This is a genomic window from Actinomadura sp. 1N219 (assembly GCF_044326405.1).
Lineage (GTDB): Bacteria > Actinomycetota > Actinomycetes > Streptosporangiales > Streptosporangiaceae > Spirillospora.
On sequence record NZ_JBIRAY010000009.1, the window covers coordinates 4,274 to 29,579 of the forward strand.

Annotated in this window: 1 protein-coding gene (only partly in view); it reads right to left on the minus strand. The window is 70.5% G+C overall.

Annotated features, from left to right (window positions below):
* A protein-coding gene (locus ACH35V_RS25730) for a non-ribosomal peptide synthase/polyketide synthase (protein ID WP_395976284.1) crosses the window boundary here: on the minus strand, positions 1-25,306 show its 3' portion. The gene runs 7,580 nt beyond the window's last position; 25,306 of the gene's 32,886 nt are visible here — the last part of the coding sequence; its start codon lies off the right edge, out of view; it ends in the stop codon at positions 1-3.

Here is a 25,306-nt window from a genome sequence, read left to right on the forward strand (position 1 = left end):
TCATTCCTTCGATTCAAGCCATTCGGCGATCGCCGGCCAGGCACGGCTCAGCATTTCGGGGAGCACGATGTCGCTGTGCCTGCAAGGGAGGCCGACCTCCGTAATGGAGCCGCGCACGTAAGGTGCCCAGAGGCGTCCGTCCGGCGGGTCGCTTTCGTCGCGCACCTCGGCGACGAAGAGCAGCATGTCGCCGTCGAACGCGGCGGGCTCGTACTGTTTTCTGAGCTTGGTGTTGTTACGGAAAATCCTCGCGATGACGAGCAGTTCCTCATCGGAGACACCGTCGAGGACCTCGCCCACCTCCTCCCGGAACCGCTGCGCGATCTCCTGATCGACCTGCCCGGGATCCGGAAGCGGAACGTCGCGGCCCGACGTGTGCGGGTGGTCGGCGGCGGGCCGCCGGTCACCGTCCGAGCGTTCCCCGCGTTCCTCACGCTGGGACGGATATGTGTCCATGACCACCAGGTGGACGGTCTCCCCCGCGGCGCGCAACCGCACGGCGATCTCGTGCGCTGGAATGCCGCCGAAGGAGAAGCCGAGGAGGTGGTACGGCCCCTGCGGCTGCACCGCGCGGATCTGCTCGATGTACTCCGCCGCCATCTCCTCGACGGACGCGGGCAGCGCACCGCCGTCCTCGCCTTCGCCGCCGGTTCCGCTGTCGATGCCCGCGGCCTGCAAGCCGTACAGCGGGACGCCGTCCGGGACGAACCGCGCCAGCGGCCGGTAGCACCAGCCCAGCCCGGAGGCGGGGTGGATGCAGAAGAACGGCGGCCGGTCACCCTCGGGACGGATCGGCAGGAGCCTGCCGAGCGAGTCGCCCAGAGACTCCAGGCCCAACTGGCCGACAATGCCCGCGACGGTCGGCGCGGCGAACATCTTCCGCACCGAGATGGACACTCCCCGCTCCTTCAACCGCGCGATGAGCTTCACGGCCAGGAGGGAATGCCCGCCTAGCCGGAAGAAGTCGTCGTCCACCTGGACCTCCGGCACCCCGAGGACCTCGATGAACACCTCGCTGACCAGCAACTCCAGGGCCGTGGCCGGGTTCCGCCTTGTCGCCGCGCGCCTCGTCCCGGTACCGGCGGTGTAGTCAGGCGCGGGCAGGGCTTTACGATCGAGTTTCCCGTTGGCGGTCAGCGGCAACTCCGCCAGCGCGACGACCGCGGACGGGATCATGTGGTCGGGAAGCCGGTCGGCAAGGAAGTCCCGCAGGCTGTCGGTGTGTGCGGGGTCGGTGTCGGGGTCGGCGGAGACGATGTAGGCCACCAGCCGCTCGTCCCGCACCACCACCGCCGCCTGCGCGACATCGGGGTGCTGATGCAGGACGGCCTGGACCTCGCCGGGCTCGACCCGGAACCCGCGGATCTTCACCTGCTCGTCCACCCGCCCGGCGAACACCAACTGGCCGCCGGGCGTCCACTTCACCAGGTCCCCGGTCCGATACATCCGCTCCCCAGACCCGTACGGGCACGCAACGAACCGCTCCCCCGACAGGCCCGGCCGCCCCACGTACCCGCGCGCCACCGCGGCACCGGCCACATAGAGTTCGCCGGGCACGCCCACCGGGACCGGCTGCAAGGCCTCATCCAGCACGAACACGCGGGTGTTGGCGATCGGCGCACCAATCGGAACCACTCCGCCTGCCACCAGCTCGGGAGTGAGCTCAGTGGTGGTGACGCCGATGGTGGTCTCGGTCGGGCCGTAGTGGTTGAACACCCTCCGGTCACCAGCCGCCGCCACCAGTTCGGCGACCCATTGCGGTGCGGCGGCCTCTCCGCCCAGCACCACCGACCCGGCCGGAACCAGCCGGTCCATCCCGGCGGCGGCGGTCAACGCCGCCAGATGCGAAGGCACCACCTTCACCGCGTCGATGTCATGCGCAGCCAGGTAATCGGCGACCGCATCGGGGTCGGTGACCGCGTCCGGGTCGAGGATGTGCAGACGGCCGCCGGTGGCCAGGCTGATGAACACCACGGTGTTGCCCAGGTCGGTCACCTGCGCCTGCAACAACCCATACCGGGAGCCTGGGGCCGTCCATCCCAACCTGACCGACACCGACGACACGTAGTTGGCCAGCGACCCGTGCGTCACCGCCACACCCTTCGGCACCCCCGTCGACCCCGAGGTGTAAATCACATACGCCAGACCGGACCCATCAAGGGCCACATCCAGCGGCGCGGGGCTTGATGGGCCTGCCGACAGGTCGAGATCGTCCAGGCACACCACCGGTACCCCGGCGGCCGCCTGCGCCAGTGTTCCGGCCGCAGCACTCGCATCGGCCAGCACCAGCCGGGCCCCGGTATCGGCCAGCATGAACCCGATCCGCTCGACCGGCAGCTCGGCATCCAGCGGCAGATAGGCGGCCCCCGCCTTCCAGACCGCGAGGATCGCCGTGATCGTCTGCGCGCCGCGCGGCAGGCACAAGCCCACCACCGACTCCGGGCCCACACCCAGATCACGCAGGTAGTACGCCAACCGCGTCGACTGCGCGTCCAACTCGGCGTAGGTAAGTTCCGCGTCGTCGGCCACCACCGCTACCTCGTCCGGCACGGCGTCCACCTGCTGGCGGAACAGATCCAGGACCGACGAACTCGTGAGCTGTGTCGACGTGTCGTTCCAGCCGATGAGGACTTGGTCTCGTTCTTGCGGGTCCAGGACGTCCACCGTCGTCAACCGCGTGTCCGGGGACGTGGTCACCGTCTGCAGGACCCGGACGAACCACTCGGCGATCCGTCCCGCCGCGGGCTTGTCGAACAAGTCCACCGCCACCGTCACCGAACCACGCAACCCAGCCGGACGCCCCTCCTCATCGAAGGCCTCCACGACCGACACGTACAGGTCGTACTTCGCGGGGGCGAGTGCCGGACCGTCCGATCCGCTGGTTTTGGCGTCGGCTCGTATCGCCGGCATGTCCAATGTGGCGTCGCCGGTGTTCTGGAGCGTCAACACCACCTGGGTCAGCGGATGCCGCGCCATCGACCGCGACGGCGCCAACTCCTCCACCAACCGCTCGAACGGGACGTCCTGATGCGCGAACGCACCCAGACTCGCCTCCCGCACCCGCCCCAGCACCTCACGGAACTCCGGATCACCCGACAGATCAGTGCGGATCACCAGCGTGTTCAGGAAGAACCCGACGAGGTCGTTCAGTGCCTCGTCGTTGCGGCCCGCGATCGACGATCCGATGGGGATGTCGGTGCCTGCGCCAACCCTGGACAGGGTCACCGCCAGCGCCGCCTGCAACACCATGAACGCCGTCACACCCTCAGCACGAGCGACATCCATCAACGCCTGATGCACCCCCGCCGGAACCCGCAACGGCACCCGATGACCCACATGACTCGGCACCGCCGGACGCGCCCGATCCACCGGCAGCGCCAGCTCTTCAGGGGCCCCTGCCAGCGTCCGCCGCCAGTAGTCCATCTGCGCTGACAGCAGGCTGTCGGGGTCGGTCTCCTCGCCGAGCAGTGCGCGTTGCCACAGCGTGTAGTCGGCGTATTGGACGGGCAGCGGCGTCCAGTCCGGGGCCGCCCCTTGCGACCGCGCCGCATACGCCGCAGACAGATCCCGGCTCAACGGGCCCAGCGACCAGCCGTCGCTCGCAATGTGGTGCATCACCACCAGCAAGACCCGCTCATCCGGCCCGGCCTCGAACAACCACGCCCGAATCGGCACCTCGACCGACAAATCGAACGCATACCGCGACGCCCGACCCATCGCCTCCGACAGATCCCCCGGCTCCACCGCAGACGTCTCAAGCGTCCAGTCGAGATCTTCCGGGGCAAGGACCTGCTGGAAAGGCTCGCCATCCGCGGCCGGGAAGACCGTCCGCAACGACTCATGCCGGACGATCACATCCCGCAACGCAGCACCCAACCCAGCCACGTCCAACCCACTCGACAACCGCACCGCCAACGGAACGTTGTACGTCGGACTCGGCCCCTCCAACTGCGCCAAGAACCACAACCGCCGCTGCGCGAACGACAACGCCACCCGCTCCGGACGCGTCGCCGCGCGCAAGGGGGGACGCGCCTGCGTCGTGTCCTCGGCCAGGTGGGCGGCCAGCCCGGCGACCGTCGGGGCCTCGAACAGCGTCCGGACCTCGACCTCCACGCCCAGCACGGCACGGATCCGCGACACCAGCCGGACCGCCAGCAGCGAATGCCCGCCCAGCTGGAAGAAGCCGTCGTCGACCCCGACCGATTCCAGCCCGAGGACGTCGGCGAACGCCGCGCAGAGGATCTCCTCCTGAGCGGTGGCCGGGCCCCGGCCTGCGCCCGTGACGTACTCGGGGGCCGGCAGGGCCTTGCGGTCGAGTTTGCCGTTGACCGTCATCGGCAGCGCCGGCAGGCGCATCACCGCGGCCGGGACCATGTAGTCAGGCAGCCGCTCCGCCGCGAACTCCCGCAGCCCGGCGAGGTCAAGGTCGAGATCGACGTCGCCGTTGTCGGAGGCGGCGGCATGGGTGCCGGCGGGGACGACGTAGGCCACCAGGCGTTTATCGCCGGGTGCGTCCTCGCGGGCGATCACCACAGCCTGGCGGACGTCCGGATGGGTCAGCAGCAGCGCCTCGATCTCGCCCGGCTCAATGCGGAACCCGCGGACCTTCACCTGCTCGTCCGCGCGGCCTCCGTACAGCAGCCGCCCGTCCGGCGTCCAACGGGCAAGGTCTCCGGTGCGGTACATCCGCTCTCCGGACGACGCGCCGAACGGGCACGCGACGAAACGCTCACCCGTCAGCGCCGGGCGGCCCACATAGCCGCGCGCCACCCCGGCTCCGGCGACGTAGAGTTCGCCGGGCACGCCCGCCGGGACGGGCTGCAGAGTCTCGTCCAGGACGAACAGGCGGGCGTTGGCGATCGGCGTGCCGATCGTCGGTTCGTCACCGGCCGTCAGCGGGGCCGACATCGACGCGCACACCGTGAATTCGGTCGGGCCGTAGGCGTTGATCATGCGTCGGCCCGGGGCCCACCGTTCGACCAGCCCCGCGTCCAGCGCCTCGCCCGCGGACACCAGCGTCCGCACCGAGGTCAGATCGTCGGCGTCCAGCGCGCCGAGCACCGCCGGCGGCAGCGTCGCGTGCGTCACGCCGTGGGCCGCCATCAGGTTGATCAAGCCGCTGTCCGGCGCGGACTCGTCCGCCGGGGCCACGACGAGGGACGCGCCAGAACACAACGTCACGAGCACTTCCGAGACGGCGGCGTCGAAGCCGATCGAGGCGAACTGGAGGACACGCGAGTCCGGGTCCACCTGGAACCGTTCGGCCTGGGCGGAAACCAGGTTCACCACGCCCGCGTGCGCGACCGCCACGCCCTTCGGCGTCCCCGTCGACCCCGACGTGTAGATCACATAGGCCAGGCCGGACGGGTCGATCGTCACGTCCGGCGGCGTGTCCGGGCAGCCGTCGAGGACGGCGGAGGTCATCGGGTCGTCGACCGCGACCAGCGGGACGCGTCCGACGGGCAGGTCGTCAAGCGCCTCCTGGGTGCCGAGCACCAGATGCGCGCCGCTGTCGGCCAGCATGAACGCGATCCGCTCGACCGGAAGCCGCCCGTCGATCGGCAGGTACGCCGCCCCGGCCTTCAGCACGCCCAGGATTGCGGTGATCAGTTCGACGCCGCGCGGCAGGCACAGCCCCACCACCGACTCGGCGGAGACGCCCAGGCCCCGAAGGTAATGCGCCACCCGGTTCGCTGCCGCGTCCAGCTCCCGGTAGGGGACATCGGCGCCGTCGCCCGCTACCGCCACCGCCACCGCGTCTGGCAGCGCCTCCGCCCGGCGGTTGAACAGCTCCACGACCGAGCAGTTCGGGACGTCCGCCACCGCCGCGTCGTTCCAGGCGTTGAGGAGCAGATCGCGTTCGCCGGGCTCAAGGACGTCCACTGCGGCGAGCCGCGTGTCCGGCGCCGCCGACACCGCGTCCAGCACCCGCGCGAACCAGCCCGCGAACCTGGCGGCCGCCGGTTCGTCGAACAGGTCCGCCGACACCGTCACCGAACCGCGCAGCCCCGCCGTCCGCCCCTCGGCGTCGAACGTCTCGCCCATCACCACGTCGAGGTCGAACTTCGCGGGCGCCTCGGCCGGCCTGTCCGGTGCCGGGGCGCCGTAGCCGGTGCGGAGCCCGGGCAGGTCCAGCGAGGCGCGCTCCATGTTCTGCAAGGTCAGCGTGACCTGGAACAGCGGATGGCGGGCCATCGACCGTTCGGGCGCCAGCTCCTCGACCAGCCGCTCGAACGGGACGTCCTGGTGCGCGAACGCGCCCAGGCTCGCCTCCCGCACCCGGCCCAGCACCTGCCGGAACTCCGGGTCGCCGGACAGGTCGGTGCGGATCACCAGGCTGTTCAGGAAGAACCCGATCAGGTCGTCCAGCGCCTCGTCGTTGCGGCCCGCGATCGGGGACCCGACGGGGATGTCGGCGCCAGCGCCGATCCGCGAAAGCGTCACCGCAAGCGCCGCCTGCGCGACCATGAACATCGTCACGCCCTCGGCCCGCGCCAGCTCCGCCAGCCGCCCGTGCACCTCGGCCGGGACGCGGAACGCCGCCGCGTGGCCGCGGTGACTCGCCGCCGCCGGACGCGGCCGGTCCACCGGCAGCGCCAGCTCCTCGGGCGCTCCGGCCAGCGTGCGCCGCCAGTACTCCATCTGCGCCGACAGCAGGCTGTCCGGATCCGATTCCTCGCCCAGCAGTTCGCGCTGCCACAAGGTGTAGTCGGCGTACTGGACGGGCAGCGGCTCCCAACCGGGTGCCTGCCCCTGGACGCGTGCCGCGTAGGCGGTCGACACGTCCCGTCCGAGCGGCCCCCGGGACCAGCCGTCGCTGACGATGTGATGCATCACCACGAGCAGCACCTGCTCGGGGGCCTCGTCCCGCTCGTCGTCCTGTCCGGTCTGCTCGTCCTGTCCGGATTGGAACAGCCACGCACGGATCGGCATCTCGGACGACAGGTCGAACGCATACTGCGCCGCCCGCCCCACAGCGTCCGGTAGCTCCTCCCTGCTGACCTGAGACGTTTCCAGTGCCCAGTCCACGTCCTCGGCGTCGAGGATCTGCTGGTACGGCTCGCCGTTCTCGGCCGGGAAGATCGTGCGGAGCGACTCGTGGCGGAGGATCACGTCCCGCAGCGCGGCGCGCAGCGCGGGGACGTCCACGTCGCCGGTCAAGCGGACAGGCATCGGGATGTTGTACGTCGGGCTCGGCCCTTCGAGTTGCGCCAGGAACCACAGGCGCCGCTGCGCGAACGACAACGGAACGCGCGCCGGGCGCGCATCCGCACGCAGTGGCGTCCGGGCCCGTCCCGCGCCTTCAGCCAGGTGGACGGCCAGCGCGGCGACGGTCGGGGCTTCGAACACGGTCCGGACCTCGACCTCCACGTCCAGCACCGCACGGATCCGAGACACCAGCCGGACCGCCAGCAGCGAATGCCCACCCAGGTCAAAGAAGCTGTCCTCGACGCCCACGGACTCGACGCCCAGCACGTCAGCGAACGCGGCACAGAGGATCTCTTCGTGCGGCGTGGCCGGCCCTCTGTCGCCACCCGCGACGTACTCCGGCGCGGGCAGGGCTTTGCGGTCGAGTTTCCCGTTGGCGGTCAGCGGCAACTCAGCCAGCGTGACGACGGCGGACGGGATCATGTGGTCCGGGAGCCGATGGGCTAGGAAGTCGCGCAGGCTGTCGGTGTGTGCGGGGTCGGTGTCGGGGTCGGCGGAGACGATGTAGGCCACCAGCCGCTCGTCCCGCACCACCACCGCCGCCTGCACGACGTCAGGGTGCTGATGCAGGACGGCCTGGACCTCGCCCGGCTCGACCCGGAACCCGCGGATCTTCACCTGCTCGTCCACCCGCCCCGCGAACACCAAGTGCCCGTCCGGCGTCCACCGCACTAGATCCCCGGTCCGGTACATCCGCTCCCCGGACGACCCGAACGGGCACGCCACGAACCGCTCCCCCGACAGGCCCGGACGGCCCACGTACCCCCGCGCCACCGCGGCACCGGCCACATAGAGTTCGCCGGGCACGCCCACCGGGACCGGCTGCAAGGCCTCATCCAGCACGAACAGGCGGGTGTTGGCGATCGGCGCACCAATCGGGACCACTCCGCCTGCCACCAGCTCGGGAGTGAGCTCAGTGGTGGTGACGCCGATGGTGGTCTCGGTCGGCCCGTAGTGGTTGAACACCCGCCGCTCACCAGCAACCGTCACCAGTTCGGCGACCCATTGCGGTGCGGCGGCCTCGCCGCCCAGCACCACCGACCCCGCCGGAACCAGCCGGTCCATCCCGGCGGCGGCGGTCAACGCCGCCAGATGCGAAGGCACCACCTTCACCGCGTCGATGTCGTGCGCGGTGAGGTAGTCGGCGACGGCGTCGGGATCGGTGACCGCGTCGGGGTCCAGGATGTGCAGGCGGCCGCCGGTGGCCAGACTGATGAACACCACCGTGTTGCCTAGGTCGGTCACCTGCGCCTGCAACAACCCATACCGGCTGCCAGGGGCAGTCCACCCCAACCTGACCGACACCGACGACACGTAATTGGCCAGCGACCCGTGCGTCACCGCCACACCCTTCGGCGTCCCCGTCGACCCCGACGTATAGATCACGTAGGCCAATGCCGACGGGCTCAGGACGCGTTCCACCGTCGAGTCCGGGTAGCCGTCCAAGAGAATGGAGGTGGTGGGGTCGTCGATCGCGACCATCGTCACGCGGCCGACCGGCAGATCGTCCAGAGCGTCCTGGGTGCCCAGCACCAGCCGCACTCCGCTGTCGGACAGCATGAATGCGATCCGCTCGACCGGCAGCCCCGCATCCAGCGGCAGATACCCCGCCCCCGCCTTCCACACCGCAAGAATCGCCGTGATCGTCTGCACGCCGCGCGGCAGGCACAAACCCACCACCGACTCCGGACCCACACCCAGATCACGCAGATAATGCGCCAACCGGCTCGACTGCGCGTCCAGCTCCGCAAATGAGACCTCGACGCCGTCCGCGACCACGGCCACCGCATCCGGTGCCGTGATCACCTGTGGACGGAACAGGTCCAGGACCGACGAACCCGTGACCTCTGCCGACGTGTCGTTCCATTGGTTGAGGAGAAGGTCGCGCTCGTCGGCCTCAAGCACGTCCACCGCATGCAGAGGCGTGTCCGGGGCTGTCGTCACCACATCGAGGACGCGGGTATACCAGTCGGCGATCCGAGCCGCAGCAGGCGGATCGAACAAATCAAGCGCCACCGTCACCGCGCCCCGCAAACCCGCCGGACCACCCTGCTCATCCAACACCTCGGCCACCGACACATACACATCGAACTTCGCCGACGCCATCGCCTCATCGTCCAACCGCACCCCACCACCACCCGCACGCACACCCGGCAACTCCAACACCGCACGCCCCGTGTTCTGCATCGTCAACACCACCTGCGCCAACGGATGCCGCGCCATCGACCGCACCGGCGCCAACTCCTCCACCAACCGCTCAAACGGCACATCCTGATGCGCCAACGCCCCCAAACTCGCCTCCCGCACCCGCCCCAACACCACACGAAACTCCGGATCACCCGACACATCCGTCCGGATCACCAACGTATTCAAAAAGAACCCGACCAAATCATCCAACGCCTCATCCGTACGCCCCGCCACCGGAGACCCAATCGGAATATCCGTCCCCGCCCCCACCCGCGACAACGTCACCGCCAACGCCGCCTGCAACACCATGAACACCGTCACACCCTCAGCCCGCGCCACCTCCACCAACCGCCGATGCACCCCAGCAGACACCCGCAACGGCGCCCCAAACCCACGATGACTCGCCACCGCCGGACGCACCCGATCCACCGGCAACGACAACTCCTCCGGCACCCCCGCCAACGCCCGCCGCCAATACCCAATCTGCCGCGACAACACACTCTCGGGATCGGACTCCACACCCAACAACTCACGCTGCCACAACGTGTAATCGGCATACTGCACCGGCAACGGCTCCCACACCGCCACCCCACCAGCCAACCGCGCCGCATACGCCACCGACACATCCCGACCCAACGGCCCACGCGACCACCCGTCACTGGCGATGTGATGCGCCAGGACGAGCAGGACAGACTCGTCCTGTCCGGCCTGGAACAGCCACGCCTTGATGGGCGCCTCGGCCGACAGGTCGAACGCGTACTGCGCCGCCCGCCCCACAGCGTCGGCCAGTTCCTCGGGCTCCACCTGGGAAACATGCAGGTCCCAGTCCAGTTCATGCATTCCGAGGATCTGCTGGTACGGCTCACCGTCCACGGCCGGGAAGATCGTGCGCAGCGACTCGTGACGGCCGATCACATCCCGCAACGCCGCAGCCAACGCCTCGGCGTCCACATCACCAGACAGTCGAATCACCGCAGGGATGTTGTACGTCGGGCTTGGGCCTTCGAGCTGGGTCAGGAACCACAGCCGCCGCTGCGCGAACGACAACGGAATCCGCTCCGGACGCGCACCCGCCCGCAACGGCGTACGAGCTTGGTCCGCACCCTCTTGGGCCAGCCACGCCGCCAGCTCCGCCACCGTCGGAGCCTCGAACACGGTCCGGACCTCGACCTCGACGTCCAGCACCGCACGGATCCGCGACACCAGCCGGACCGCCAGCAGCGAATGCCCACCCAGCTGGAAGAAGTTGTCGTCGACCCCGACCACCTCAAGGCCCAGCACCTCAGCGAACGCGGCGCACAACAGCTCTTCCCGCACCGTCGACGGTCCCCTGCTCGTCTCTGCGCCGGCCGCGTAATCGGGGGCGGGCAGGGCTTTGCGGTCGAGTTTCCCGTTGGCGGTGAGCGGCAACTCAGCCAGCGCGACGACCGCAGACGGGATCATGTGGTCCGGCAGCCGATGGGCAAGGAAGTCGCGCAGGCTGTCGGTGTGTGCGGGGTCGGTGTCGGGGTCGGCGGAGACGATGTAGGCCACCAGCCGCTCGTCCCGCACCACCACCGCCGCCTGCACGACGTCAGGGTGCTGATGCAGGACGGCCTGGACCTCGCCCGGCTCGACCCGGAACCCGCGGATCTTCACCTGCTCGTCCACCCGCCCCGCGAACACCAACTGCCCGCCGGGCGTCCACTTCACCAGGTCCCCGGTCCGATACATCCGCTCCCCGGACGACCCGAACGGGCACGCCACGAACCGCTCCCCCGACAGGCCCGGACGGCCCACGTACCCCCGCGCCACCGCGGCACCGGCCACATAGAGTTCGCCGGGCACGCCCACCGGGACCGGCTGCAAGGCCTCATCCAGCACGAACAGGCGGGTGTTGGCGATCGGCGCACCAATCGGGACCACTCCGCCCGCCACCAGCTCGGGAGTGAGCTCAGTGGTGGTGACGCCGATGGTGGTCTCGGTCGGCCCGTAGTGGTTGAACACCCGCCGCTCACCAGCAGCCGCCACCAGTTCGGCGACCCATTGCGGTGCGGCGGCCTCTCCGCCCAGCACCACCGACCCCGCCGGAACCAGCCGCTCCACCCCGGCGGCGGCGGTCAACGCCGCCAAATGCGAAGGCACCACCTTCACCGCATCAATGCCGTGCGCGGCCAGGTAGTCGGCGACCGCGTCCGGGTCGGTGACCGCGTCCGGGTCGAGGATGTGCAGGCGGCCGCCGGTGGCCAGGCTGATGAACACCACCGTGTTGCCCAGGTCGGTCACCTGCGCCTGCAACAACCCATACCGAGACCCCGGGGCCGTCCACCCCAACCGCACCGACACCGACGACACGTAATTGGCCAGCGACCCATGCGTCACCGCCACACCCTTCGGCGTCCCCGTCGACCCAGACGTATAGATCACATACGCCAGACCGGACGACTGCACGGCCACGTCCGGTGACGCCTCCGGGTAGCCGTTCAGGAGAGCTGAGGTGGTGGGGTCGTCGATCGCGACCATCGTCACGCGGCCGACCGGCAGATCGTCCAGAGCGTCCTGGGTGCCCAGGACCAGCCGCACTCCGCTGTCGGACAGCATGAACGCGATCCGCTCGACCGGCAGCCCCGCATCCAGCGGCAGATACCCCGCCCCCGCCTTCCACACCGCGAGAATCGCCGTGACCGTCTGCACGCCGCGCGGCAGGCACAAACCCACCACCGACTCCGGGCCCACACCCAGATCACGCAGGTAGTGCGCCAACCGGCTCGACTGCGCGTCCAGTTCGGCGTATGTGTGTTCCGTGCCGTCGGCCACTACCGCTACCTCGGCCGGCACGGCGTCCACCTGGCGGCGGAACAGGTCCACGACTGACGAGCTCGTGACTTCGGACGCCGTGTCGTTCCACTCATCGAGCAGCCGGCCGCGCTCCTGAGCGTCGAGGAGGTCGATGGCGTGCAGCCGCGTTTCGGGGGTCGTGGTGACGACGTCGAGGACGCGGGTGTACCAGTCGGCGATCCGAGCCGCAGCAGGCGGATCGAACAAATCAAGCGCCACCGTCACCGCGCCCCGCAACCCCGCCGGACCACCCTGCTCATCCAGCACCTCGGCCACCGACACATACACATCGAACTTCGCCGACGCCATCGCCTCATCGTCCAACCGCACCCCACCACCACCCGCACGCACACCCGGCAACTCCAACACCGCACGCCCCGTGTTCTGCATCGTCAACACCACCTGCGCCAACGGATGCCGCGCCATCGACCGCACCGGCGCCAACTCCTCCACCAACCGCTCAAACGGCACATCCTGATGCGCCAACGCCCCCAAACTCGCCTCACGCACCCGCCCCAACACCACACGAAACTCCGGATCACCCGACACATCCGTCCGGATCACCAACGTATTCAAAAAGAACCCGACCAAATCATCCAACGCCTCATCCGTACGCCCCGCCACCGGAGACCCAATCGGAATATCCGTCCCCGCCCCCACCCGCGACAACGTCACCGCCAACGCCGCCTGCAACACCATGAACACCGTCACACCCTCAGCCCGCGCCACCTCCACCAACCGCCGATGCACCCCAGCAGACACCCGCAACGGCGCCCCGAACCCACGATGACTCGCCACCGCCGGACGCACCCGATCCACCGGCAACGCCAACTCCTCCGGCACCCCCGCCAACGCCCGCCGCCAATACCCAATCTGCCGCGACAACACACTCTCGGGATCGGACTCCACACCCAGCAGCTCACGCTGCCACAACGTGTAATCGGCATACTGCACCGGCAACGGCTCCCACACCGCAGGCCCCCCAGCCAACCGCGCCGCATACGCCACCGACACATCCCGACCCAACGGCCCACGCGACCACCCGTCGCCGGCGATGTGGTGGACGACCACCAGCAGGACCTGGTCGTCCGGTCCGGCCTGGAACAGCCATGCGCGGATCGGCACCTCGGCCGACAGGTCGAACGCGTACTGCGCCGCCCGCCCAGCCGCTGCCGGTAGTTCCTCCGGCGTGACCTGGGACGTCTCCAGAGCCCAGTCCAGGTCATCGATGTCGAGGATCTGCTGGTACGGCTCACCGTCCACGGCCGGGAAGACCGTGCGCAGCGACTCGTGACGGCCGATCACATCCCGCAACGCCGCAGCCAGCGCTCCGGCGTCCACATCACCGGACAGTCGGACCGGCATCGGAATGTTGTAGGTCGGGCTCGGCCCCTCCAACTGCGCCAGGAACCACAGCCTCCGCTGCGCGAACGACAACGGAATCCGCTCTGGACGCGCACCCGCCCGCAGCGGCGTCCGGGCCTGGCCCGTCCCGGAGTCGGTCAGGCGGGTGGCGAGCCCGGCGACCGTCGGGGCCTCGAAGAGCGTCCGGACCTCGACCTCCACGCCCAGGACGGCGCGGATCCGCGACACCAGCCGGACCGCCAGCAGCGAATGCCCGCCCAGGTCGAAGAAGTTGTCGTCGACGCCGACCGCCTCAAGGCCCAGCACCTCGGCGAACGCGGCGCACAACAGCTCCTCTTGGACTGTGGCCGGGGCTCGTCCTTCGCCCGCGGTGTACTCCGGCGCGGGCAGGGCCCGACGGTCGAGTTTCCCGTTCACCGTCAGCGGCAGTTCGGCCAGCGCCACCACCGCGGCCGGGACCATGTACTCCGGCAGTGACTCCGCCACATGGCCGCGCAGGCCACCGGCGTCGACGCCCGCCTCGGCGTCGGCGGGGACCACGTAGGCGACCAGCCGCCGGTCGCCCGGAGCGTCCTCGCGCGCGATCACCGCGGCCTGTGCCACGTCCGGACGGCCCCGCAGGACGGCCTCGATCTCACCCGGCTCGATCCGGAACCCGCGAACCTTCACCTGCTCGTCCGCCCGACCGGCGAAGAGCAGCTGCCCGTCCGGCGTCCACTTCGCAAGGTCCCCGGTGCGGTACATCCGCTCGCCGGACGGCCCGAACGGGCATGCCACGAAACGCTCGCCTGTCAGCGACGGACGGCCCACGTAGCCGCGCGCCATGCCGGTCCCCGACGCGTACAGCTCGCCGACGACGCCCGGCGGCACCGGGGTCAGCGCGTCGTCCAGGACGAACGTCCGGGTGTTCGCGATCGGAGTGCCGATCGCGGGTTCGTCGCCGACCGCCAGCGGCGCGGACATCGACACGCAGACCGTCATCTCGGTCGGGCCGTATCCGTTGGCGAAGTGCCGGTTCGCCGCCCACCGGTCGACCAGTCCCGTGTCGAGGGCCTCGCCAACCGACACCAGCGCAGATACCGTCGACAGGTCCGCGTCGTCCAGGAACCGCAGCGCCGCCGCGGGCAGCGCCAGGTGCGTCACCTCATGCCGTGACACGACACCTGCCAGCCCGGCGCCCGGTGTCAGGTCGTCCGCCGGGGCCACCACCAGCGCGGCGCCCGAGCAGAGGGCTAGCAGGATCTCCCAGGCCGCGCCGTCGAAGCCGACGGACGCGAACTGCAGCACCCGCGAGCCCGCGCCGACGCCGAACCGCTCGCCCTGCGCGGCCGCCAGGTTCACCGCACCGGCGTGGGCGACCGCGACGCCCTTCGGCGTCCCCGTCGAGCCGGACGTGTAGATCACGTACGCCAGGTCTCCGGGGCGCACGACCGTGTCCGGGGCGGTGTCCGGGCAGGCGGCCACCTGCTCACGCACCTGCGGATCGTCCAGCCACGCCACAGCCGATCTTCCCGCCAGCACGTCCGCCAGCCGACCGCCTTCGGAGGCTTCGCCCGCTTCAGAGGCTTCGCCGCCTTCGAAGGCTTCGGAGGCTTGGGAGGCTTCGGTGCGGTCGGCCAGCACTGCCCGCACTCCGCCGTCGGCGAGCATGAAGCCGATCCGCTCGGCCGGGTACCGCGCGTCGATCGGCAGGTACGCCGCGCCCGCCTTCCACACGGCCAGGATCGCCGTCACCAGGTCCGCGCCGCGCGGCAGGCACACACCGACCACGGACTCCGTCCCGACGCCGAGGCCGCGCAGGTGATGCGCCAGCCGGTTCGCCGCCGCGTCGAGCGCGCGGTAGGACAGCTCCACACCGTCGCCCAGCACGGCCACGGCGTCCGGAACGGCCGCGACCTGGCGTGCGAACAGCTCGACGATCGACGCGGCCGGGACGTCGACCGCGGTGTCGTTCCATCCGTCGAGCAGCCGGGCGCGCTCGGCGGCGTCCAGGACGTCGACCGCGTGGACGGCGATGTCCGGGTTCGCGGTCACCGTCTCCAGGACCCGGACGAACCAGTCCGCCATCCGCGCGGCGGCGGGCGGGTCGAACAGGTCCGCCGACACCGTCACGGCTCCGCGCAGGCCAGCGGGGCGGCCCTGCTCGTCCAGCACCTCTCCCACCGTCACCTGCAGGTCGCACTTGGCCGTCGCCACCGCGGCGGTCGTCCCCGCGGACGCGGCCGCCGCGCGCCGGCCCGGAAGCTCCAGCACCGCGCGCTCGACGTCATGCAGCAGCACCACCTGGAACAGCGGATGCCGCGCCATCGAGCGGGACGGCGCGAGCTCTTCGACGAGCCGCTCGAACGGCACGTCCTGATGCGCGAGCGCCCCGAGGCCCGCCTCCCGGACCCGGGCCAGCACCTGCCGGAACGCCGGGTCCCCCGACAGGTCGGTGCGGATCACGAGGGTGTTGACGAAGAAGCCGACGAGGTCGTCCAGCGCCTCGTCGGTGCGGCCCGCGTTCGGGGACCCGATCGGGACGTCCGTACCCGCCCCGATGCGCGACAGCGTCACGGCGAGCGCTGCCTGGAGGACCATGAACGGCGTCACGCCCTCGGCTCGGCCCAGCTCGGCCAGCCGGTGATGCACGTCGGCCGGAACCTGGAACGTCGCCGCGTGCCCGCGGTGGGTCGCGATCGCCGGGCGGGGCTTGTCCACCGGCAGCGCCAGCTCCTCCGGTGCTCCGGCGAGCGTCCGCCGCCAGTACTCCACCTGCGTGGACAGCAGGCTCTCGGGATCCGACGCCTCGCCCAGCAGGTCGTGCTGCCACAGGGTGTAGTCGGCGTACTGGACCGGCAGCGGCTCCCATTCCGGGGCCTCGCCTTGGACGCGCGCCGCGTACGCCGCGGAGAGGTCCCGGCCGAACGGGCCCATCGACCATCCGTCGCTCGCAATGTGGTGCATCACCACGACGAGCACCTGATCGCCCTGGTCGGAATGGAGGAGGCAGGCTCTGATCGGTGCTTCGGCGGACAGGTCGAACGCGTACCTGGACGCTTCGCCTATCGCGTCCGGGAGGTCCTCGGCCGCGACCTGGGAAACGTGCAGGTCCCAGTTCAGGTCGTCGACGTCGAGGATCTGCTGGTGCGGCTCGCCGTCCACGGCCGGGAAGATCGTGCGCAGCGACTCGTGCCGGCCGATCACGTCCCGCAGCGCCGCGCTGAGGGCGGCGGCGTCCACGTCGCCGCGCGACCGGATCACCGTGGGGATGTTGTACGCCGGGCTGGGGCCTTCGAGCTGGGCGAGGAACCACAGCCGCCGCTGCGCGAACGACAACGGAAGCCGCTCCGGACGCGCCGCCGGGCGCAGGGGCGGACGGGCCCGCGCCACGTCCTCGGCCAGGCGGGCGGCGAGCCCGGCGACCGTCGGCGTCTCGAACACCGCCCGCAGAGGCAGCTCGACGTCCAGGACCGTGCGGATGCGCGACACCAGGCGGACCGCCAGCAGCGAATGCCCGCCCAGGTCGAAGAAGTTGTCGTCGACCCCGACTGACTCCATGGCCAGGACGTCGGCGAACACGCCGCACAGGAGCTCTTCCCGGACCGTGGACGGGCCCCGTCCTTCGCCCGCGGTGTACTCCGGTGCGGGCAGGGAGCGGCGGTCGAGTTTCCCGTTCACCGTCAGCGGCAGCCCGGGGAGCGCCACCATCGCGGCCGGGACCATGTACTCCGGCAGCGACTCCGCCACGTGCCTGCGCAGCCCACCGGTGTCGACACCAGTTCCGGCGTCGGAGGGGACCACGTAGGCGACCAGCCGCCTATCGCCCGGAGCGTCCTCGCGCGCGATCACCGCGGCCTGCGCCACGTCCGGACGCGCCCGCAGGACGGCCTCGATCTCGCCCGGCTCGATCCGGAACCCGCGGATCTTCACCTGCTCGTCCGCCCGCCCGGTGAACAGCAATTGCCCGTCGGGCGTCCACTTCACCAGGTCCCCGGTGCGGTACATCCGCTCCCCGGACGCGCCGAAGCGGCACGCCACGAAACGTTCCCCCGTCAGCGACGGACGGCCGACATATCCGCGTGCCAATCCGGAACCGGCCACGTACAGCTCGCCGACCACGCCCGGCGGCACCGGGGCCAGCGCCTCGTCCAGCACGAACACCCGCGTGTTCCCGATCGGCGCGCCGATCGGGACCTCCGGCGCCTGCGGGACGTCCGGCGCCTGCGGGCCGCATCGCCAGACCGTCGCGTCCACGGTCGTCTCTGTCGGCCCGTAGGTGTTGAACATGACCCGTCCCGCCGACCAGCGGGCGGCGAGGTCCGGCGGGCACGCCTCGCCTCCCACTTCGAGGACGACACCGTCGCCGATCGACCCGTCCGGCAGAGTCGCCAGCACGGCGGGCGGAAGCGTCGCATGGGTCACGCCCGCCGCGGTCAGGAACGCGGCCAGGTCCGCGCCGAGCTGCCGCTCCGGCGGCACCACGACCAGCGTCGCGCCGGCCAGGAGGGCCAGCGTCCACTCCGAGCAGAAGTTGTCGAAGCTCGGCGAGGCGAACTGCGCCACCTTGGATCCCTGGTCCACACCGAACCGGGCATGGTTCACGGTCAGGTTCACGAACGCGGCGTGCGGGATCATCACGCCCTTCGGCCGCCCCGTGGACCCGGACGTGTAGATGACATAGGCCGGATGCGCGGGAAGCGTCGTCTGGGGTGCGGCCGTCGGCACGTACTCCGACTCGTCGGCGGGCGCGGCGGGCGCGGCGGGCCTGCCGTCGGGGTCGTCGTCCACCACGAGGATCGGGAGTCCGCCGGGCGGTGGGAGGGTCGTCGCCGTGGCGCTCGTGGTGAGGAGGGCGACCGGGGCGGCGTCGGTGAGCATGAACGCGATCCGGTCGGCCGGGTGATCAGGGTCCACCGCCAGATACGCCGCGCCCGACTTCAGGACGGCCAGCAGCGCCGTCATCAGCGGCACACCGCGCTCCATCGCCACCGCGACGATCCGCTCCGGCCCCGCCCCGCGCGCCGTCAGCGACCGGGCCAGGCGGTCGGCCGCCCGGTCGAGTTCCCGGTACGTGACAGTCGTGTCCCCGGACGTGACCGCCGCGGCGTCCGGAGTCCGGGCCACCTGCGCGGTGAACAGGTCCATCACCGTTTCGGCGGCGGCCGGCGGCGTCGCGGTGTCGTTCCACTGGTTCAGCAGGAGGTCGCGTTCGTCGGCGTCGAGGACGTCCACCGCGTTCACCCGGATGTCCGGGGCACCGGTCACGCGTTCCAGGACTCGCGTCCACCGCCGGACCAGCGCCTCGACCGACCCGGCGTCGAAGAGGTCCGCCGCGCCGGTCACCGCGCCGCGCATCCCGGCCGGGCGGCCCTGCTCGTCGAGCACCTCTTGAAGGGACACGTCCAGGTCGAACTTCGCGGGCACCGTGGCCCGATCGTCGAGCCGCGCGGCCCCGGCGCTCACGTCGGGCAGGTTCAGCGCGGCGCGGTCGGTGTTCTCCACACCCAGCATCACCTGGACGAGCGGATGGCGCGCTATCGACCGGGACGGAGCCAACTCCTCCACGAGTCGTTCGAAGGGGACGTCCTGGTGCGCGAACGCGCCAAGGCTCGCCTCCCTGACCCGGCCCAGAACCTCGCGGAACCGCGGGTCGCCGGACAGGTCTGTGCGGATCACGAGGGTGTTGACGAAGAAGCCGACCAGGTCGTCGAGGGCCTCGTCGGTGCGTCCGGCGACGGCGGTGCCGATCGGGATGTCGGTGCCGCCGCCCAGCCGCGACAGCGTGACGGCGAGCGCGGCCTGCAACACCATGAACGCCGTCACACCTTCGGCACGGGCCAGTTCTGCTAGCCGCTGGTGCACTTCGGCGGGGATCTGCAACGGGACGACGTGGCCGCGATGGCTGGCTTCGGGCGGGCGCGGACGATCCGCCGGCAACGCCAGCTCTTCTGGTGCGCCGGACAGGGCACGCCGCCAGTACTCCAGCTGGGTGGACAGCAGGCTGCCAGGCTCGGACTCCTCGCCCAGCAACTCGCGCTGCCACAAGGTGTAGTCGGCGTACTGGACGGGCAGCGGCTCCCAGGTCGGAGCCTCACCCCGGGTTCTCGCCGCGTACGCCGACGACAGGTCCCGCCCCAGCGGGCCGCGCGACCAGCCGTCGCCGGCGATGTGATGCACCACCAGCACGAGGACGCGCTCGTCCGGCCCGCTCTCGAACAGCCACGCCCGGACCGGCACCTCGGTGGAAAGGTCGAAGGCGTACCGCGACGCCCGGGCCACGGCCTCCGACAGCCGACCAAGTTGCGGTTGCGGTTGCGCGGCTTGCAGTTCCCAGTTCAGGTCCTGCGGGTCCACGATGTGCTGGTACGGCTCGCCGTCCACGGCGGTGACGATGGTGCGCAGCGACTCGTGCCGGACGATCACGTCCCGCAACGCCGCGTCGAGGGCGGCGGCGTCCACGTCCCCGGTCAGCCGGATCACCGCGGGGATGTTGTAGGTCGGGCTCGGCCCCTCAAGCTGGGCCAGGAACCACAGGCGCCGCTGCGCGAACGACAACGGCACCCGTTCCGGACGCGTGCGCGCTCGCAACGGCGTGCGAGCCCGGTCAAGCCCGGGTTCCGCCAGGCGGGCGGCCAGGCTCGCGACCGTCGGCGCCTCGAACAGCGTCCGCAACGGCAGTTCCACGCCCAGGACCGTGCGGATCCGGGACACCAGCCGGACCGCCAGCAGCGAGTGTCCGCCGAGGTCGAAGAAGCTGTCGTCCACGCCGACCGAGTCCACGGACAGCACGTCCGCGTACAGCCCGCAGAGGATCTCCTGCTCCGGCGTCGCCGGGCCCCGCCCCGCCGCGGCGCCGGACCCGTAGCCGGGAGCCGGCAGTGCCTTGCGGTCGAGTTTCCGGTTGGCGGTCAGCGGCAGTTCGGGCAGCGTCACGACGGCGGCGGGAACCATGTAGTCGGGCAGCCTCCGCGCCGCCCACTCCCGCACCGCGCCGTCGTCCGCCGTGGCGTCATCGGCGAGGACGATGTAGGCCACGAGCCGCTTGTCCCCAGGGGTGTCTTCGCGGGCGACGACGGCGGCATGGCGGACATGCGGATGGCTTCCGAGGACGGTCTCGATCTCGCCCGGCTCGATGCGGAACCCGCGGATCTTGACCTGGTCGTCCGCGCGGCCGGCGAACAGCAGCCGTCCGTCCGGGGTCCGGCGGGCCAGGTCGCCGGTGCGGTACATCCTTTCCCCAGGCGACGCGCCGAACGGGCACGCGACGAAGCGTTCGCCGGTCAGCTCCGGGCGTCCGACATAGCCGCGGGCCACCCCGGCACCGGCGGCGTACAGTTCGCCGGTCACGCCTGCCGGGACCGGGTTGAGCCTGTCGTCCAAGACGAAGAGGCGCGCGTTGGCGATCGGGGTCCCGATCGTCGGGACGTCGGTCGGCGCGAGCGGGTCCGACATCGACGCGCACACCGTGAACTCCGTCGGACCGTACACATTGACGAACCGCCGACCTGGCGCCCACCGCTCCAGCAGGCCCGCGTCCAGCGCCTCACCGGCCGACATCAGCGTGGACACCGACGCGAGATCGTCCTCGTCCAGCACGGCCAGGACGGCGGGCGGGAGCTTCGCGTGCGTCACCGCATGCCGCGCCACCACATCGACGAGCCCGCCGCCCGGCAGCAGCTCGTCCGCCGGAGCCATGACGAGGGACGCGCCCGAGCACAACGCGACAAACACGTCCGATACGGCGGCGTCGAAGCCGATCGAGGCGAATTGGAGGACGCGCGAGTCCGGGTCCACCTGGAACCGCTCCCGCTGCGCGGCGACCAGATTGACCACCCCAGCGTGCGCGACCGCCACACCCTTGGGGGTGCCCGTAGACCCCGACGTGTAGATCACATAGGCCAGTGCCGATGCGTTGATCGAAGCATCCGGTGCGGTGTCGGGCATCGTGGCGATCTGCGGGTCGTCCAGCCTCACCGCCCCGATGTCGTCGCCGACCAGGCCCCCGGTTTCAGCGTCATCACCCGTCAGGACCAGCCGGGCCCGGCTGTCGCCCAGCATGAACGCGACCCGCTCGGACGGGTTCCGGGTGTCGATCGGCAGGAACGCCGCCCCCGCCTTCAACACCCCCAGAACCGCGACGATCAGATCGGCACCACGAGGCAGACACACCCCGACCACCGACTCCGCGCCCACACCAAGAGCCCGGAGACGGTTGGCCACGCGGTTCGCCGCCGCGTTCAGCCGGGCGTACGACATCTCGACACCGGCGCCCACGACCGCCGGCGCGTCTGGGGAGGCCGTCGCCTGCCGCTCGAACAGGTCCACCAGCGTCGCGTCCGCGACCTCGGCGGCGGTGTCGTTCCAGTCGAAGAGCAACTGGTCACGCTCTTCGGGGTTCATGATGGCCACCGCGTTCAGCGCTGGATCCCGGCGATCGTCGTCCATCGCATCCGTCAATGCGGTGACCACGTTCTCGACCGCGGTGCACAGCAGACGGCCCACAGCCTGTGGATCGATCGGATCGGCCGCCAGGACGCTCAGGCTCAAACCCTCCGGGCCCAGGTCGTTGACCGCGACGTTCAGGGGGTAGTTCGTTCGCTCCCGGGTGACGACCGTCCGGATCCCCTCGACCGGGCTTGGCCCGTCCTGCCCTTCGCCACGCTGGGTCGCGATGTGCCGGTAGTTGAACAGCGAGGTGAACAGGGGCGTGCTGCCGGTGATGCCACCAGCCTGCTGCGCCACCACGAGTGGGGCGTGCTCGTGCTCCAGCAGCGCCGCTAGTTGCGCCCGCATCCCCTCCACGGCGGCCCGGACGCCGACCTGCCCCGTCCGGACCCGCACCGGCAGCGTGTTGATGAACGGGCCGACGACGCGGTCTGCGCCCTCACCTGCGTTCATCCGTCCGAACAGGACCGTGCCGAACACGACGTCATCGCGTCCGGACAGGGTGGCCAGCACCCGCGCCCACGCCACATGCAGCACCGTCGCCGGACTCACTCCGAGCCGCCGCGCCGCCTGCCGCAGCCCTGCGACCGCGTCATCCGGAATCGGAAGGACGCCGGAGACGGCGTTCGAGCCATCACCTCGCACGTCGAGGAGCCCGTAGGGTGCGGTCGGCTCGGTGACATCGCCGAGCAGCTCGGCGAAGAACCGCTCGTGCTCAGAACGGGAGACCTGCCGGGTCTGGGCCACGAAATTGCGGAACGGCAGCGCGTCCGCCGGCGGCTCGGAACGTCCGGCCAGCAACGCCCGCAGCTCCTGCATCAACACGTCCATGCCCAGGTGGTCCTGCACCAGGTGATGCATCCGTACCAAGGCGAGCCACCGGCCATCGTCCGCCTCGGCCACGTGCAGGTCCATCAGCGGCGCGCGACCCAGATCCATCGCCGACCCCGCGAGGGCCAGCAACGCTTCTGCTGGATCGGTCGAGTCGGTCGTGAGGGTGTGCTCGACCATCGGAAGCGCAGCATTACGCCACACGACCTGAACCGGCTCCGGTAATTCCTCCCACACCACGCTCGTCCGGTAGATGTCGTGCCGATCCACCACCCGCTGCACCGCGCCCGCGAATTCCTCCAACCGCGCGCGCGAGTCGAACTCCACTACTCGCATCGTCACGTACGCGTCCACGCCACCATCGGCCAGGAGATGGTGGAAAAGGAGTCCTTCCTGGAGCGGCGCCAGCGGATAGATGTCGGCTACGTTCGCCGCGCCGCCATCGACCGCAGCCGTCACCCGGTCGATCTCAGCCTGCGACAACTCCACCAGCGGCAGCATCCCCGGCGTGATCTCCCGCGCACCCGCCGGGATCAGGTTCTCGGGGACTTCTACCGAATCGGAACCGGATGCTTGTGCCAGCCCCGCCGGGGTCGGCGACTCGAACAGCGCCCGCACCGACACCCGCACACCCCGCGCGCGTAACCGCTCCACCAGCGAAACCGCCAGCAGCGAATGCCCGCCCAACCGGAAGAAATCATCCTCCACCCCGACCGAGTCCAAGCCGAGGACCTGCGCGAACACCGCACACAGGACCTCCTCCTGCACCGACACCGGACCCCGCCCCACACCCGACACAAACTCCGGCGCAGGCAACGCCCCACGATCCAACTTCCCGTTCACCGTCAACGGCAACTCCGGCAGCAGCACCACGACGGCCGGGACCATGTACTCCGGCAACCGCGCCGCCGCAAACCCCAGCAACTCCTCCACCTCAAGATCGGCGACCACGTAAGCGACCAACCGGTCATCACGCACGACCACCGCGGCCTGATCCACGTCCGGGTGCTGCTGGAGGACGGCCTGAACCTCACCCGGCTCGACCCGGAACCCTCGAATCTTCACCTGCTCATCTGCGCGCCCGGCGAACACCAGTTGCCCGTCGTCCGTCCACCTGGCTAGGTCTCCGGTCCGATACATCCGCTCGCCCGAGCCGAACGGGCACGCCACAAACCGCTCACCCGTCAACCCCGGACGCCCCACATAACCCCGGGCCAGTCCATTACCCGCGACATAAAGCTCGCCCGCCACCCCCACCGGAACCGGGGCCAGCGCCTCGTCCAACACAAACAGGCGGGTATTGGCGATCGGACGACCAAACGGCACCGGGCCTGACCGATCCGCATCCACCTCACCCGCGGCCACCATCACTGTGGCCTCGGTCGGACCGTAGGTGTTCACCAACCGCCGACCCGCAGACCACGCCCGCGCCGCCGACTCGCTGATCGCCTCCGCACCCACCAGCAACGTGTCGACGTGCGCCAGATCATCCGGATCCAGCACACCCAGCAGCGACGGCACCACACTGGCCGCCTGCACACCGGACAGTTCGCGGAGTCGCTGCGGGTGGCGCCGGTGCTCCTCGCCAGCGATCCACAAGGTCGCGCCGCTCGACAACGCGACGGCGACATCCAGTACTGAGGCGTCGAATCCGAACGAGGCGAACTGCAGCACCCCCGTGCCCGGCCCGGCACCCATCACCCGGCCGAACACCCCCACCAGGTTCACCAGGGAGGAATGCGCAACCGCCACACCCTTCGGCACCCCCGTCGACCCCGACGTGTAAATCACATACGCCAAACAGACTGGATCCACATCCACCTGCGGCGCGAGGTCGGGCATCGCCGCGATCCGCGGGTCCGCCAAGCCCTCCGATGTCAGAACCAGGTCCACGGCGGCGTCGGCGAGCATGAAATCCACCCGCTCGCCCGGAAGCCCCAGGTCGATCGGCAGATACGCCGCACCCGCCTTCCACACCCCCACCATCGCCACGATCATCTCGGCGCTGCGCGGCAGACGCAGAGCGACCGTCGACTCCGGGCCCACACCGCGATCGCGCAGATGATGCGCGACGCGGTTCGCGGCAGCGTCCAACTCGGCGTAGGTCAGCTCCACGCCATCGGCCACCACCGCCACCGCACCCGGAACCGCAACCACCTGACGCTCGAACAACCCCACAACCGACACACCAGACACCGGCGACGCCGTGTCATTCCAACCCGCGACCAGCAGGTCCCGCTCGGCGGCGTCCAGAACGTTCACCGCATGCAGGGTGACGTCCGGGGCGGCGGTCACGTTTTCCAGCACTCGAATCCAGCGCTGGGCGATGGCCTCGGCCGAACTCGCGTCGAAGAGATCCATCGCGACGGTGATCGACCCGCGCAACCCGGCCGGGTGTCCCTCCTCGTCGAAGGTCTCCCCCACCACCACATCGAGATCGAACTTTGCGGACGCCGTGGTCTGCGCAGAC